The following is a 15,199-nucleotide window of genomic DNA, read 5'->3' on the forward strand; positions in this document are numbered from 1 at the left end:
GCCTTGAACCCTGTTGTGGAAGAGGAATGAGCCGATGGGCTTTGCAGTGATGACCATGACCGATGCGGCGGCAGACCGCGTCAAGCAGATCGTTTCCAATTCCGGTCCGGATGCCAAGGGCATACGCGTCGGGATCAAGAAGGGCGGTTGCGCCGGCATGGAATACACGATCGACCTCGTCACCGAGGCAAATGCCAAGGATGACCTCATTGAGCATGACGGCGCCAAAGTTTGGATCGAGCCCTCGGCCGTTCTTTATCTGCTGGGCACTCAGATGGATTTCGAAATCACCAAGATGCGCTCAGGCTTCACTTTCGTAAATCCGAACCAGACGTCCGCCTGCGGCTGCGGCGAATCGGTGGAGCTGAAGCCCGCGGATCTTGCCGCACTCGCAAAACAACGCGAATCTGGCGTTACCGCCTGACGAAACTGATATTTGGTGACGTGAGGTCGTTTTAAATCCATCCGGGTTGCGTTGCGCACCAAGATAGAACGCAGCGTATCGCGGGGGAATTTGGCCACCCCCGGCCTTCGCGCAGCGCCTCTATTGCGCGGAGATGGTTCGCCGGAGCGATCCGGGAAGCAGCTGAGAGCGCCGCTTTTGGTTTCGCTGTTGAACGTTAGCCGTCAAGCCAACTCCAAAAATCAATCCTGTCATTGTCGCCCCGCCGGGGGCGATCGCCAGAGGCGCCATCGCGCCATAAGCCGTCAGCATTGTTCCAGTCAGAAAAAGCGGCCAGCCGTATTTCATCGGCAATGACCGCTGTGGAGTGGAGCATCGCCAGAGGATGACCAGATACAAGACCAGGCCGATCAGGCCGAACTCAAACCACACCCCGACACTGCCCACATCTCCCGGGAAGATAAGATAAGGCCCGAGGAATGGCTTGGACGCATCTGACGTCGGCGACATTCCAAACCCCCATAGTGGATCTGCAAAAATCCGGTCGCGCATGACTTCGTATTCCAGCGCTCGATAGGCGCCCGAAGCGTCACTTGCAAACAGATCGAATGGATTGAAGGCCGGAACCAACATGCCAGACAAAACGAATGTGGTTCCAAGTCCCAGAACGGAGATCGCCAATATTCGTAAAAAAGCAGGTCTGGGCGAAAGCATGAACACGATGGTGAGGCAGAAGATCACCAGAAGATAGACGCGAGAAAGAGATAGCAGTGATGCCAGCGTGCATATCAAGAAAAAGGACAGGCTGACCCAGGTCACGCGTGTCCGTATCTGCACCAGCCAATAGAAATATGTGAGTGCAGCTAGGCCGGAATAGAGGAAAATCCGCGCGCCCCGGAAATCAAGATCGGAAACGAGTCCCGCCAGAATTTTTCCGGGCAAGACGCCCACCATCTGCATCATCGAGACAAGTGCGTAAAAGCAGCAATAACCCGTTCCGTAGCCGACAACGCATTTCAGCAGATAGGTTCGCCCACCGGCCAGGCAAACGCCCGCGAACGGAACGAATGACATCACCCATATGTATTGGAAGAAGGCGTTTGTATTGACCGGCAGCCAAAGCTTGTCTGCGAACACTGTCAATTGTGTCATGACGAGCGCCACATAACCAACGGCCATCAGTGGTATGAGTATGTGACCTCTTATTGCTGTATAGACGCAATAAAAAATGATGATAGCGGCACAGCTGCCCAAAATTAGCGGCTGTAGGAATAGACCGATCGCTTGGTAAATCCGGGATGCAAACAGGACGTCGCAAATAAGAATGACATGAATCAGCACTCGATGAAGAGCAAATTCAAGTTCCTCCAAGGGCTCTCTCATGCTGCTGACAGTCTTCATTTCCACCTAGCTTATAGGGTTGGCATTGATGCTTTGCGAGTTTGCTAAAATTTCCAGAGGTGTGAAAACAAGGCATATGAAGCCGATTTATTCGGAAGCATCTGTGTCTTCATCGTGTTGCCTATGAATGAATTCAATCAGCTTATTCTACGTAGGTATTAGACTGTCAACGACACGTCTTGTTTTTCGGTTGATTGTATTAATGACGGGGTGAGCAAGGCGCTTGGTCGGTTTGCTCATGAATGCCCATTGGCTCCCAAACGAAGTTTGCAAGCCTTTGGACGGTGTTTGCGTAGCAGGTGGCGGCTATATCGGAAATTAGGCGGACCTGACCTGCCGATCCCTCAGCTCAGAATGCGTTTCGGTAGGTATTGAATGGCGCTTCATGCAAAAGCGGTGGCGCTTTCCGCCTCCCGCCAGCGTCTATCGCATCACCCACTGTCGGCCGGTGTTTCTCTCTCTCGATGACGGTGACGCTTAGACAGTCAACAAACTCTGGAGCGCGGCATGTGGCGTCAGACTGTTGGCGCGATACGCAAGTCATGTGGCATATAATGCCAATGTCATGACGTGTTGATGCCGCTAGTTTGCATTCCGGGATACGCAGCCTGATCGAGTTAGTTAGGGCTTTGAAAACAACAGTTTCCAACGCAAGGAACCGGCACATGGCCAACAAAGTCGCACTTGTCACCGGCGCTTCTTCCGGTATCGGGGAATCCGCCGCCCTCAAGCTCAAGGACCTCGGCTACACGGTTTACGGCGCCGCGCGCCGTGTCGATCGCATGCAGCATCTGACGCAGTCCGGTATCAAAATTCTGGCGATGGACGTGACTGATGACGCTTCCATGCAGACAGGGATCGATGCCATCATCGCCGAATTCGGCCGCATCGACGTCCTCGTCAACAATGCCGGCTACGGTTCCTATGGTGCCGTCGAGGACGTGCAAATGGAAGAGGCGCGCGCCCAGTTCGAAGTCAACGTCTTTGGCGCGGTCCGGCTGATCCAGTTGGCCCTACCGCACATGCGCGCCCAACGTTCGGGCACGATCGTCAACATCACGTCGATGGGCGGCAAGATCCATACCCCACTTGGTGCCTGGTATCACGGCACCAAGTTCGCACTGGAGGCAATCAGCGACTGCCTTCGCATGGAAGTTCAGCCTTTCGGCATCGATGTCGTCGTAATCGAACCGGGCGGCATCAGGACCGAATGGGCCGGCATCGCCGCCGACAAGCTGCGCGAGACCTCGGGCCACGGTCCCTATGCGGTGCAGGCCAACGCCATGGCGAAATCCATGGTCGGTGAAGCCAGCGTCAAGCGCCAGTCACCGCCGCAGATCATCGCCGACACCATTGCCAGAGCCGTCACCGCAGCCAGGCCGAAGACCCGCTACGCAATCGGTTTCGGTGCGAAGCCGATGATCTTCATGCGCGGCATACTGTCCGATCGGACCTTCGACGGCATGATGCGGATGGCGACTGGTATTTCGAAGGCGCTCAAGACCCAGAAGGCATAGAAGGCATAGAAGGAACCGACGATGGCGCAGGTCGATAAGTGCAAGATACCGCAGGCTTTCTGGCGGGCGACGGAGCAGTTCGGAATCCGTCCCGCAGCCCTGCTGCGGCAGGCGCGCCTGCCGGCGAGGCTACATCTTGGCGCGCAGGCCTTCGTCACCACGGCGCAGTATTTTGCGCTTATGCAGGCGATGGCCGATCTGGCCGGCGATGCAGCACTTGGCATCCGCATGGTTCAGATTGTCGATACGGCCGTCCATCCGCCGTCGAGCCTCGCCGCCTTCTACGCCCGAGACTATCGCGACGGCTTGACCCGGATCGCGCGCTTCAAGCGTCTGTGTACGCCGGAGCACCTGCAGATCGTCGAGGCGAACGGAGATTGCACCATATCCGTGGAATGGCCGTTCGCCACCGGCGCGGAGCCTGCGATTTCGGTCGATATCACCTTCGCGACGTTGGTGGAGCTTGGAAGGCGCGCCACCGGGCGACACATCTTGCCGCGCCGGCTGGAGCTTGCCCGACCGGGGCCGGCTGGCGCAACACACGCGGAGTATTTCTGCTGCCCTATCCGCGCCAGCGCGGCTCGCAACCTGCTGGTGATCGACGCGGCCGATCTCGACAGGCCGTTCCCGGGTCACAATCCCGAGATGCTGGAGATGTTGACGCCGGCCCTCAGCGCGGCGCTCGGCGAACTGGAAGCGCAAAGCTCGGTAAAGGAGCAGGTGAAGATCGTGCTGAAGCGCAGTCTCGCCAGCGGCCAGCCGGGCCTGTCCGACGTGGCGAAGCAACTCGGCATGAGCGACAGGACGCTTCAGCGGCGCATCACCGGGGAGGGCTCGACCTTCCGCGACCTCCTGTCCGACGCGCGCCGGGATCTGGGCCGTCATCTACTTGCCGATCCGGCGACCGACATTGACGAAGTCGCCTGCCTGCTCGGCTACCAGGACACGACCTCCTTCTACCGCGCCTTCCGCGAATGGGAGGGAATGTCGCCCAGCCGCTGGCGTGAAATAAACATGAACAGCCTCGGCCCGGCCGGAACCGTCGGTCTCCATTGAGCCGACCTCCACTGCATCAAGAGCCGGGCGCTCGCTAGCGTACCAAAGGAGTCTATAGTATGCCTCAACGCGTTCTTCTCGCCGGCAGTACCGGCTTGGTCGGCGGCCTCGTGGCTGCACGGCTTGCCGGAGACGACAATATCGATCTCGTCAGCCTCATCCGGCGCGGGTCATCGGCATCGGGCCGGGCGATTGACTACGAAGGCCTCTGTGAGACGCCTGAACGGGTGTTGCGACCGATCGCGCCCGAAGGCGTCGATGTCGCCATCTCCTGCCTCGGCACGACCATTCGCACGGCCGGATCGCAGCCGGCCATGTTCCGGGTCGACCATGATTACGTGCTCGCCGTGGCGAAAGGCGCAAAGGCGCTTGGTGCACGCCAATTCATTCTCGTGACCTCGGCGAGCGCTGGTGGTCCCGGTTTTTATCTCCAGACAAAGGGCAAGATCGAGCAGGCGGTCATAGGTCTCGGCTTCGAGCAGCTTGACCTGATCCGCCCTGGCTTTCTCATCGGACACCGCAACGAACGGCGCGTGTGGGAGGCGATCGGCCAGAGCATCTTCGCGGCTCTCACGCCGATCCTGCCCGGCCAGCTCTCCCGCTACGGAGCCATTCCCGCCGGGACCGTCGCGGATGCGATCGCCAGGCGCATCGCAGATGTGAAACCTGGCGTCACCATCATCGACAATGACGGCCTTAGACGTCTTTCCGGGTCTGGGCGTTGAAAGCTCTTTTTGGGCTTCGGGCCCTTAGCCATTGACGCGAGCTTCCCCTGAGATCTGCCTCTAGAGGGTAAAAGGTGGCAATCGGCGGTAACCCGTTGGTAAAATCGCACGTTTTGATGAGAGTGGCGGATGGGGTGTCCGCGTATCCGTGTAACGTATTGAAAATACGTATCAATAGACCTTGCCATTAGCCGTATTTTCCGTAATTTCCTTGTCGAGGTTATGACATTGGGGAAATGACGTGGCTAAAGAAAAGCTCACCAAAACGAAAATTGAGAAGCTGACTAAGCCCGGTGTCTATAGCGATGGCGCGGGTCTTTTCCTACGCGTTCGGGTTGGTGGCTCAAAGTCTTGGCACTTCATATGGAAGAAGGACGGCAAGCGTTCTGAAAAAGCCCTTGGCCCATATCCCGGTTTCAGCACGCGACCGGTGACGCTGGAGCTTGCACGGGAAAAGGCTGACGAAATCCGAGAGCGGCTGGCCCGTGGGCAGGATGTTGAAAGCGATAAAGAAAAGGGCGAGCGGCCGACCTTCCGAGATATCATGCGAGATGTAATTGATATCAAGCAGAAGGCGTCCAAGAACGCGAAGCACGCGGCGCAGTGGGCAATGACACTGGAAACCTATGCGAAGGCGCTTCACGCCCGCCCTGTAGGAGAAATTACGCTCGCCAATGTAGCTGACTGCCTCAAGCCTATATGGAGCGAAAAGCCGGAGACGGCTGACCGCACCCGAATGCGCATCGCCACGGTCATGGATGCTGCTAAGGTGCATGGGCACTACCAAGGGGACAATCCGGCAGCGTGGAAAGGTGGGCTTGAGCACCTTCTTCCCGCCCGGTCTAAGCTGACGCGCGGTCACCACGCGGCATTGGATTACAAGGCCATGCCGAAAACCATGAAGGCTCTTCGCGCGTCCTCTGGCGTTTCTGCGCGCGCTGTTGAGTTCGCTGCTTTGACAGCAGGACGCTCCGGCGAGATACGCGGCGCGGTATGGGGCGAGATCGACTTCGATGCAGCTGTTTGGATTATCCCCAAGGAGCGCATGAAAGCCGGGGTTGAACACCGTGTTCCGTTATCTGCTCGTGCAGTCGAGATTCTGCGAGAACGGGAACCCCATGCAACGGGCGCGCTTATTTTCGAGGGTGGCAAGGAAGGCCAGCCAATAAGCGATACGGCGATGGTGAAAGCTTTACGGCTTGCCAGCGGAACGGGAGACACGTTGCACGGGCTGCGATCTACATTCCGCGATTGGGCTGGCGATGAAACTCATTACCCTAGGGACGTCGCGGAAGCAGCCTTGGCCCACGCTGTGAGGGATAAAACTGAGGCAGCTTATAGGCGCTCAGATGCACTAGGAAAGCGTCGTGCCCTGATGACCGATTGGGCCGCTTACTGCGGAAAAGATGCGGAACCGAAGTCTTGATGGCTCAAGCAAAAAAATGTTTTAGGCCGCGTTTTTGTCAACAGATTAGCGAAAAAATATACTTGAGCCTATTTTGCGTTTTTTAGTTGCGAGCAAGAAACGCGCGGAGCTATAAACCATCCATCGCAAGTGAATTGGCGATCACCCGAACAATCAGCGCGTTTTCGTACCGGCCAAAGGAGGTCCGGTAATGACGAAGTGCGTCCAGAGAAAGGAGAATATATGCCTGAAAATACTTTGCCGCGCCTTATGTCCCCGAAGGAAGCAGCGGCCGAAACCACATTTTCCGCTGTGCAGCTTACGCTTTTGAGCGCAACCGGTCATTTCCCGAAAGCCGTCCAGCTTTCCACCCGTCGTATCGCTTATGTGCGTAGTGAAGTGACAGCGTGGCTTGATGAGCGAATTGCCCGCCGCACGGCTCACTAGTGGAAGCGCATGCAAATGACTCCCCCGGTTGGGGCGGGAAGTTCAATTTCGAAAAGCTAGGCAAGAGGCGGGCAGCTATCGAGCCGCAGGCGAGTGGGCCTCAATCGGAAATCAAAAGCCGCTTCAGCCTGATATGGGCGCATGACATCGGAGACGAGGATAACCACAAGGAATGGATTATCCGGGACATCTTCGGCGCTGGTGAATTCTCTTACATCGTAGGTCAGCCCGGAGCCGGGAAGAGCATGTGCGCGACCGATATGGCGTGTCACCTCGCAGCCGGTTGGGATTGGCACGGCTTTAAGGTGAAGAAGCCGAGCTTTGTGCTCTATATCGCGGCAGAACGGGCCAAACTGACGCGTAGACGCATTAAGGCTTGGCGCAAAAAGCATTGCTTCAGCGACGATCTGCCGGTGCTGGTTGTGTCTGGCTACATGAACCTGACGGACGGGCTGGAAGACGCGAAAGAGATAATCAGCGTCATTGAGCAGGCGGAAGGTGAATGCGGGCTGGAATGCGGTCTTATCGTAATCGACACATTGACCCGTGTCTTCGGTGGCGGCGATCAGAACGCCTCTAAGGACATGACCCGGCTGATTGATGCAGTGAGCTTGATACAAGAGACCGTTCCTCGCGCGCATGTTTCCGTCATCCACCATACCACCCATGCAGGTACGCGAGCCAAAGGCGCGATTGATCTGGATGGCGCGGTTGATGTGTCGTTCATGGTCGGGCCGAAGGGCGGCGCCGTGGTGCTGGAGAATACCGGCGCGAACGATGGCAAAGAAGGCGACCTAATGGCCTACGAGTTCGAAAGCGTGACGCTCGGCAAGGATGACGAAGGGGAATGGACTACTGCCCCGGTTCTCGTTCCAGTGTCCCTGCCGGACACAAACGGAAAAGGGCTGCCGCCCCTGTCGAAGAGCCATAAGGACATTTTGGAAATTGCGCGCGAGTTAATGGGTGACAAGGAAGAGCCTGTTCCCGGCCAGTTGGTCAGGGAAGCCTATTACACGAAATACCCGAACAAGGATCGGGAGACGCTCAAGCGGGGATATAGCCGCGCAATCAAGTCATTGAAGGATCGGGGACTTGTAGACGCCTCTGACGGCTTCGTTTCGATCATTGAGGGACATTAGGGACATTTGGGGGACATTGTCCCGTTTGTCCCGGACATCGTAGGGGGACGGACAGGGACACACACCTTTAGGTGTGTCCCGGTGTCCCTCTGTCTGACACCAAACTAAGAAGGAGATACAATCATGGAAGGAATGCGCGAACAAAACGAAATGGTCATCCGGGCAACGGTAGGCGAGCCGGTGGCGTGGGATGGTGGCGAAGAGGGACATGTGCAACGGTTGTTGACGCTCTTGCGCAAAAGGACCGTGCCATCTGAGCCTATGACGCTGGCACGGCTTACGGGCTTAACGCGGCTGGATGTCAACAAGTACCTGTTGCGGCTGAAGCGGGCCGGTCTGGCTGATCCAGTCAGTCATGGCAAATGGGTTGCTGTATGAAGCGCGGCAATCTGAACAGACAGGTGTTTGCACATAACAGCCGGGACAACCGATTGCCGAAACAGCCGATACCGGTGAAGGCGCAGGTGATTGTTGCTGCCGCTATGCGGCAGGTTGCCCGACCCTCATGAGCAAATGGCCGTACAACACGGCGCAATGGCAAAGGCTCAGGCAGGCCAAGCTGATGGAGTGCCCGGTCTGCGAAGTGTGTCGTGCGCGTGGTGTCATCGAACTGGCAGACGTGGTTGACCATGACAAGGCGATCAATGCGGGCGGGTTAGCCTTTCCGCCTCTGTCCGACCTGACCAGCATGTGTGCATCCTGTCATAACCGCAAGACGAATGCGAAGGACCGACGCACCGCCAAGACAGGCAAGAGCAGCGGCTTTAGGCGGGCGTGGGCTGGCTTCTCAGAAAGCGGTGACCCGATTGACCCGGAAGGCTGGACCGATGCCTGACGGGCCTACCTGACCGAACCCAAGGGTAGGGGGCCTTCAAAGACGAAGGATCGAGTGCCTGGGATCGGCGATGGTCATTGGTGAAGACTTAGTTCCAAATTTTGAACGACGAAAAGGAAATCGTCATGGAAAAGTGAACAATGAAAGGAGACTATTATGGGCCGTCGTGGACCCGGCGCGAAGCCGAAAGCATCCGGGAAGACCGGGGATATCATGAGTGGGGCGGGTAGCAAGCACCGCAAGGTGCTTCCATGGAATGAGCCGGGGCTTTCTCGCCTCGAAGCCGTTGTCGCATTCGTCAACGACATGAAGATTACGCAGGGCAAACTTGCGGGCCAGAACATGCAGTTGCGTGACTGGCAGATAGACGAATTCCTTGCGCCGATTTACGCCGTTGACGAATTCGGACGCCGCCCGGTGCGCACGGCAGTGCTCTCGATGGGCCGCAAGAACGGGAAGACCGGCCTTAGCGCAGCGCTTGCCCTTTGCCATCTAGTAGGCCCAGAGGCGGAACAGCGCGGGGAATTGTACTTTGGGGCAATGGACAAGATTCAGGCCGGTAAGGCTTGGGCAGAGTGCAAGGCTATGCTGGAAGCGCACGTCGAGCTTTCGGAGCGCGTAAACATTATCAAATTCAGCAAGGAAATCGAGGTCGAGCCGGGTTATCCCGGTGAAGGCTCCGTCCTGAAGGCTGTGAGCGCCGATGCCGATTCCAAGCTCGGTTTGTCGCCTTCATTCTTCCTTGCCGACGAGGCCGGGTATTGGGTGAAGCGCGACCTATTCGACGCCATGGATTCCGCCCTTGGTGCGCGGGACGAACCGCTTGTGGTGGTAATTTCCACACAGGCAAAGGACGACACCCACTTCTTTTCCGAGATGATCGATTACGGCGTGAAGATAAAGACGGGCGAGATCGAGGACGAGAGCTTTCATCTGGCATTTTTCACGACTGACCCTGATGAAGATGCATGGTCTTACGAAACGTGGATCAAGGCCAATCCGGCATTAGGCGATTTTCTTGCCCTTGAACAGGTTGAGCGCATGGCGGCGCAGGCGCAGCGTATCCCCTCGAAGGAGGCCGATTTCAGAAACAAGATTCTGAATCAGCGGATCGACGGCACGGTGCGGTTCATCGCGGCGCGGGAGTGGAACGATTGCGATCTAGGCCCGATTGACGAAGATGCGTTGGTAGGCCGGGAATGCTACGGCGCTCTTGACCTGTCGGCAGCACGAGACTTGACTGCGTTCGTTCTGGTATTCCCGGAAGAGGATGGCCGCTTCACGGTTCTGCCGCGCTTCTTCCTGCCGGAATTCGATATCGCCGGGAAGAGCGAGAATGACCGCGTTCCTTACGATGTTTGGGCGCGTCAGGAATCGTCGCGGCTCACGCTGTTGCCGGGCAAGGTCATAGACCCTGCCTTGGTGGCGGAATACATCGCGGATGAGGCTGGGCGGTTCGATATCAAGGAAATTGCTTTCGACCGGTGGCGCATTGAAGACCTGAAGCGAGAGCTTTCCAAGGCTTCCATTGATCTACCGTTGCAGCCGTTTGGACAGGGATACAAAGACATGTCTCCAGCCGTTGACATGCTGGAGGTGGCCGTTGCGCAACAGAAGGTCAACCACGCCGGAAACCCGTTGCTTCGGATGTGCGCGGCTAATGCTGTGGTGACCAAAGACCCGTCCGGCGCTCGTAAACTCGATAAATCGAAGGCTTCAGGCAGGATCGACGGGCTTGTTGCGCTCGCGATGGCATTGCAGACTGCCGCGCGACATGAGGAAGACGATTCACTTCCGGCGTGTTTGATGGAAGATGCTTAATGTGAAGGACATGTAATGTTTGAAGTTGGCAAGGCATATGTACTGACGATTAGTGATAACGAGGGCTGGTTTTCAGGGATAAGGCAGGACAAAGTGCGGCTAGATTACTTATGCGTTTCTATCAATGGAGAGATCGTAACTTTCGAGCCTGTGAAGCTGGCCCACAATGAAAAGAGCGTCGCGAAACGCGGGGTTACCCTATTCGACACCACAAGCCCTAAGTTCATCTCGGCATTCGAATACGATGGCCCTATCGAAAAGATTTAGCCCGCAATTTTGTCAACCAAAACAGTGAAAAATATACTTCCTTGCCAAATGCGATTTTTGCTTGTTCGACAGTAAAAGCGGAGTATAACCACAGTCATCGAGCGGCAGCAAAGACCGCGCCGTTCGAAACACTCATACAATTCGAAGAGCTTCGCCCCGCTTAAGGGACGGGCAGCCCGTGCCATCGGCACGGAATAAACCAGCCGTTCAACGCGACCGGCACCAACAAACCCAACATCGTTGCGCCTACCCAACCGAAGCAATTCCGCATCGGCATGGCTCTTTGCGCGCTTATTCAGAAGGAGACCATATTTGAATATCCATCATCTTCGCGAAACCCGTGCTGCCAAACTCGCCGCTATCAAGGCTCTTGGCGACAATCCCGACAATGCGCAGTTTGCGACACTCGAAACCGAAATCCGCTCTCTTGACGGCCAGATCAAGAATGCTGCGACCATTTCAGAGTTTGAGCGTCATGAGCAGTCTCCGAATGGTGACATGGCCCGCGAACTGCGCAGCTACTCGGTTTCGAAGGCGATCCGCGAAGGCAATAGCGACAACCTGACCGGCCTTGAGCGCGAAGTTCATGAAGAGCTTTCTCGTGGCCGTGAAGTCCGTGGCCTGATGATCCCGACCGCCGCAATCTTTGGCGATGAGAACCGCGCGATGCTGACCTCAGGGACCGCAGGCAATACCGTTGCCACTGATATGGGCGGCCTGATCGACCGTATCCGCCCGACGCTGGCGGTGCAGGGTCTTGGCGCTACGATCATTTCCGGCCTGACTGGCAATCTCGATCTCCCGCGTCTGACCAGCGGCCCAACCGCCCATTGGGTCAATGAGGACGAGGCCACGACGGCGAGCGACGCGACCTTCGACAAGGTTTCGCTGAAGCCGAAGACGGTTTCCGGTGAGATGTATCTGAGCCGACGCCTTCAGCTTCAGAACGGCGTTGCGCTCGAAAACGTTCTCCGCAACGATCTGGCCTTCGTTCTGGCGCAGGCTCTCGATGCCGCCGCGATCAACGGCCTTGCAGCTAATAAGCAGCCGGTCGGCATCCTGAATGCTATTGCCGAAACCGTCACCACGTCTCCCGCGTTCATCTCGGATACCACGGCTGATCTGATCGCAGCGCTTGAGCTTGACGACGTGACCGGCACCACAGGCTTCCTGACGAACAAGAGCCTCATGGGTCAGGTCCGCAAGGTGAAGACCCTTGGCCGCGTGATCCCGGTTTCGGAACTGTTCCACGGCGAAAAGGTGGTTTCCACCAATCAGGTTCCTAAGGTCGGCGGCAAAGACCCGCTCATCTTCGGCGCATGGAGCAACCTGCTCATCGGTTATTGGAGCGGCGTCGATATCCTTCTGAACCCGTATTCGGACGCTTCCAAGGGCGGTCTGCGCATGCACGCCTTCCTCGACGCTGATATCGCAGTTCGCCACAACGAGGCGTTTGCATGGACTTCTACGGAGATCGCAGAAGACCAGACCGCAGGCAACAACAACGGCTAATGGCAGCGGTCGAACTAGCCGAAGCGAAGACTCACCTCCGCGTAGATTACGCGGAGGATGACTCCTACATCGCAGGCCTCATTAGCGCGGCGGAAAACTACGTCTCGGAAATCGGCGTCACCATCGCTGATCCGGCACAGCCAGCCGTGAAACACGCAATCCTTCTCCTTGTCGGCCATTGGTACAATTACCGCGAAGCCGCCGCCGAGAAGCCCCCACAAGCCATCGCTTTCGGTGTCAACGCCCTTGTGCAACCCTTCAGGGAGGTGTCCTTTTGACCAATATCGAGAAGCGCGCCGCAACGGACGTTAAAGCATCCGGGCGCAAACTGACGGGCTATGTTGCCACCTTCGGGCTTGAAACGCGTATCGGTGATTTCCGGGAGACCATCAGGGCAGGGGCGTTTTCTGCCAGCCTTCGCAGCAACCCGGATATCCTTGCCTTAGTCGATCATGACCCCGGCAAGATTCTTGGCCGTAGTGGTTCGGGCAGCCTGATCCTTGCAGAGGATCAAAGAGGCCTCCGCTTCGAACTGGAATTGCCGGATACACAGCTTGGCCGAGATATCTCTGCATTGGCTGCGCGTGGTGACATCGGTGGCATGTCGTTCGGCTTCAACGTCCCTGAAGGCGGTGATGAATGGGCCGGAGAGCTGCGGACGCTCAAGGCCATCGACCTCCGCGAAATCAGCATCGTGCAGGCCTTCCCGGCCTATAGCGGCACTTCGATCTCAGTTCGGTCCCGCTACGCGATGACCGATGCTGCCCGACGCATCCGCATTCTGGAACTGGAAGGAGGCGCCTATGTGGAATCCGTTTAGCACGAAAGAAAGCCGCGCCGTTGCCACAAGTGATCCTTATCTAGGCGAATTCCTCGGTGCGCGCTGGCAGGCACGGGCCGACATTGAAAAGGCCAGCGGCCATGCCGTCGCCCATCGGTGCATTCAGCTTATTGCGGAGCAACTGTCGTCAGTCCCTCTGAAGGTCTACCGCAGAGAGGCAGACGGGGGCCGTGTAGCGGCTTCGGACCACGCCCTTTACTCGGTGCTTCAGGATAGCTTTTCGCCGTTCCTGACCGCGTTTGAGGGCCGGGAATGGATGCTGGTTTCCGCCCTGATGTATGGCAATGCCTATGCTCGCATCGAGCGGAATGGCCGCAGCCAGATTGCCGCGCTTCATCCGCTGAAGTCGCCAAGCGTCACGGTCGAGCGGCTTTCGTCTGGTCGGTTGCGCTACAAGGTGGCGAAGGACAACGGCGGAACGGAGGTCTTCACTCAAGACGAGATTCTCCATGTCCGCTATCGGACGGGTGACGGCGTTCTAGGTCTGTCGCCTATCCAGATCGCAAGCGCGGCCTTCGGTCTCGCTCTTGCGCAGCAGGACACGGCGGGCGCGGCGGCAGAGAACAGTTTCCGACCGGCTGGCGCTCTGGTGTTCCCTGAGAAGCTAGGCGGCACCGGCAAAGATGATGCGATCAAGAAGTTCAAGGAGCGCTTCGTCGGCCAGCTTAAAGCCAATGAGGTCATGGTGCTGGATGGCGGTGCGAAATTTGAGACCTTCCAGTTCAACAGCAAGGACTCGGAATTTCTCGATAGCCGCAAGCTCTCGAATCTGGATGTCTGCCGGGTTTGGGGTGTTCCTCCGTCAGCGGTCGGAATCACTGACGATGCGACCTATTCGAATATTGGCGAAGAAAGCCGCGCTCTGGTGAATCGAGTCCTTGCGCCTTGGGCTAAGAGGTTCGAGTCGGTCTACAACGCCACGCTGCTTTCGCCTGAAGCTCGCAAGACACATTACATCGAGCATGACCTATCCGGCTTGCTTCGTGGTGATCTGGCTACCCGTTACGAGGCGTACCGCGTGGGCCGCGAAGCTGGCTTCCTGTCCGTCGATGAGATTCGCGGGTTCGAAAACATGAGCAAGGTCGAGGGCGGCGATACGTACATGCGGCCTTTGAACATGGCTCCGCTCGGTGTGACCCAAAACGCCCAGGCATCGGAGGCCACGCAATGACGGGCGGCGGCGATCTTCGCGGGGTTTTCGAATTTCGGAAGGCTGACGACGGTAACGACGGCTTCGGGGGCGTGATCCCCGGAGCCGGTCCCGTCACGACGATCTTCACCACGTCAGGCCGGATCGACGTTCGTAGTGGTGATGAAATGGTTTTGAACAACTTGCCTCGCGGCGTTTCCACCGTGGAAATCATCGTCCGTCAGCAGCCCGCCACCAAGGCCGTCAACACAACATGGAGCATCCGGGAAAAGCGTTCCGGGCGCTCTTACAACGTCAAGATGATGAAGCCAGACCAGAAAGGAGCTTTCATCACGTTTACAGCAGAAGGAGGCACGCCATGATTAACGTAAAGACGATCAGCATTGAACCGCTTGGCAGGAGCTACGACCGGGAGACCGGCGCGCGTCGTCTGGCGAAGATTCAGGTGTTCTTGCCCGACCTGCAAACGACGCTCCGAGATATCATCCTGACCCATGACCACGAAGTAGGTTTCGTGGCGACCCCTGAGCGGCCTAAGAAAGGCGCTGCGCCTATCCAGTGGGTGCGAGGCTCGGGATTCGCAAAAGCCGTCTCTGAGGCTGGTGCGGAAGCCTATAGCAGCATGCTTGCCGAAGACATCGCCGAACTGAAGGAGCTTTTCGAAGCCGCCTGATCAAAAG

The 15,199-nt window shown here is 57.4% G+C and carries 18 protein-coding genes; 17 read left to right on the forward strand and 1 reads right to left on the reverse strand.

The genetic code is table 11. The features are described 5' to 3' along the window. Positions 1–34: 34 nt before the first annotated feature. Positions 35–424 carry a Fe-S cluster assembly scaffold SufA gene (gene sufA / locus HNQ72_RS01625; protein ID WP_183989270.1) on the forward strand — a complete coding sequence of 130 codons (390 nt, stop codon included), beginning with the start codon at positions 35–37 and terminating at the stop codon, positions 422–424. A 120-nt stretch (positions 425–544) separates the two neighbouring features. On the opposite strand, the gene HNQ72_RS01630 is transcribed toward sufA, so the two are convergent. Then, the gene (locus HNQ72_RS01630) at positions 545–1,774 is read right to left on the reverse strand and encodes an O-antigen ligase family protein (protein ID WP_183989271.1); all 1,230 of its coding nucleotides are present in this window, start codon (positions 1,772–1,774) and stop codon (positions 545–547) included. A 695-nt stretch (positions 1,775–2,469) separates the two neighbouring features. Between HNQ72_RS01630 and HNQ72_RS01635 the strand changes: the two genes are divergently transcribed. From HNQ72_RS01635 to HNQ72_RS01710, 16 genes are all read left to right on the forward strand, one after another. Next, positions 2,470–3,321 carry an oxidoreductase gene (locus HNQ72_RS01635; protein ID WP_183989272.1) on the forward strand — a complete coding sequence of 284 codons (852 nt, stop codon included), beginning with the start codon at positions 2,470–2,472 and terminating at the stop codon, positions 3,319–3,321. Between the two features lie 21 nt (positions 3,322–3,342). Further along, the gene (locus HNQ72_RS01640; protein ID WP_183989273.1) at positions 3,343–4,377 is read left to right on the forward strand and encodes an AraC family transcriptional regulator; all 1,035 of its coding nucleotides are present in this window, start codon (positions 3,343–3,345) and stop codon (positions 4,375–4,377) included. Between the two features lie 59 nt (positions 4,378–4,436). Next, positions 4,437–5,102: an NAD-dependent epimerase/dehydratase family protein gene (locus HNQ72_RS01645; protein WP_183989274.1), complete on the forward strand. Its 666-nt coding sequence runs from the start codon at positions 4,437–4,439 to the stop codon at positions 5,100–5,102. Positions 5,103–5,343: 241 nt separating this feature from the next. Continuing rightward, positions 5,344–6,528 carry a tyrosine-type recombinase/integrase gene (locus tag HNQ72_RS31050; RefSeq protein WP_183989275.1) on the forward strand — a complete coding sequence of 395 codons (1,185 nt, stop codon included), beginning with the start codon at positions 5,344–5,346 and terminating at the stop codon, positions 6,526–6,528. Between the two features lie 222 nt (positions 6,529–6,750). Beyond that, positions 6,751–6,954, forward strand: a complete 204-nt coding sequence (locus HNQ72_RS01655) for a helix-turn-helix transcriptional regulator (protein WP_183989276.1) — start codon at positions 6,751–6,753, stop codon at positions 6,952–6,954. After that, positions 6,954–8,093 (forward strand): AAA family ATPase, encoded by a 1,140-nt coding sequence (locus HNQ72_RS01660; protein WP_183989277.1) that lies wholly within the window; start codon positions 6,954–6,956, stop codon positions 8,091–8,093. The genes HNQ72_RS01655 and HNQ72_RS01660 overlap by 1 nt, the downstream gene beginning before the upstream one ends. Positions 8,094–8,216: 123 nt before the next feature. Beyond that, positions 8,217–8,471, forward strand: a complete 255-nt coding sequence (locus HNQ72_RS01665; RefSeq protein WP_183989278.1) for a hypothetical protein — start codon at positions 8,217–8,219, stop codon at positions 8,469–8,471. Between the two features lie 127 nt (positions 8,472–8,598). After that, complete coding sequence (locus tag HNQ72_RS01670) at positions 8,599–8,928, forward strand: HNH endonuclease (RefSeq protein WP_183989279.1); 330 nt, start codon at positions 8,599–8,601, stop codon at positions 8,926–8,928. Positions 8,929–9,234: 306 nt separating this feature from the next. Then, the gene (locus HNQ72_RS01675; protein ID WP_183989280.1) at positions 9,235–10,749 is read left to right on the forward strand and encodes a terminase large subunit; all 1,515 of its coding nucleotides are present in this window, start codon (positions 9,235–9,237) and stop codon (positions 10,747–10,749) included. 15 nt (positions 10,750–10,764) lie between these two features. After that, a complete protein-coding gene (locus HNQ72_RS01680; RefSeq protein ID WP_183989281.1) occupies positions 10,765–11,016 on the forward strand; it encodes a hypothetical protein in 252 nt (83 codons plus the stop codon). A gap of 312 nt (positions 11,017–11,328) precedes the next feature. Next, positions 11,329–12,528 carry a phage major capsid protein gene (locus HNQ72_RS01685; protein WP_183989282.1) on the forward strand — a complete coding sequence of 400 codons (1,200 nt, stop codon included), beginning with the start codon at positions 11,329–11,331 and terminating at the stop codon, positions 12,526–12,528. Further along, the gene (locus HNQ72_RS01690; protein WP_183989283.1) at positions 12,528–12,806 is read left to right on the forward strand and encodes a head-tail connector protein; all 279 of its coding nucleotides are present in this window, start codon (positions 12,528–12,530) and stop codon (positions 12,804–12,806) included. The genes HNQ72_RS01685 and HNQ72_RS01690 overlap by 1 nt, the downstream gene beginning before the upstream one ends. Continuing rightward, positions 12,803–13,348, forward strand: coding sequence for an HK97 family phage prohead protease (locus HNQ72_RS01695; protein WP_210319483.1), 546 nt, complete (start codon positions 12,803–12,805; stop codon positions 13,346–13,348). The genes HNQ72_RS01690 and HNQ72_RS01695 overlap by 4 nt, the downstream gene beginning before the upstream one ends. Then, on the forward strand, positions 13,332–14,540 hold the full coding sequence (locus tag HNQ72_RS01700) for a phage portal protein (RefSeq protein ID WP_183989284.1): 1,209 nt from the start codon (positions 13,332–13,334) through the stop codon (positions 14,538–14,540). The genes HNQ72_RS01695 and HNQ72_RS01700 overlap by 17 nt, the downstream gene beginning before the upstream one ends. After that, a complete protein-coding gene (locus HNQ72_RS01705; RefSeq protein WP_183989285.1) occupies positions 14,537–14,881 on the forward strand; it encodes a phage head completion protein in 345 nt (114 codons plus the stop codon). The genes HNQ72_RS01700 and HNQ72_RS01705 overlap by 4 nt, the downstream gene beginning before the upstream one ends. Further along, positions 14,878–15,192 carry a hypothetical protein gene (locus HNQ72_RS01710; protein ID WP_183989286.1) on the forward strand — a complete coding sequence of 105 codons (315 nt, stop codon included), beginning with the start codon at positions 14,878–14,880 and terminating at the stop codon, positions 15,190–15,192. Before HNQ72_RS01705 ends, HNQ72_RS01710 begins: the two co-directional genes overlap by 4 nt. The last annotated feature ends 7 nt before the right edge of the window (positions 15,193–15,199 follow it).

The organism is Aliirhizobium wenxiniae, from assembly GCF_014201355.1.
In the GTDB taxonomy this organism is placed as follows: Bacteria; Pseudomonadota; Alphaproteobacteria; order Rhizobiales; family Rhizobiaceae; genus Neorhizobium; species Neorhizobium wenxiniae.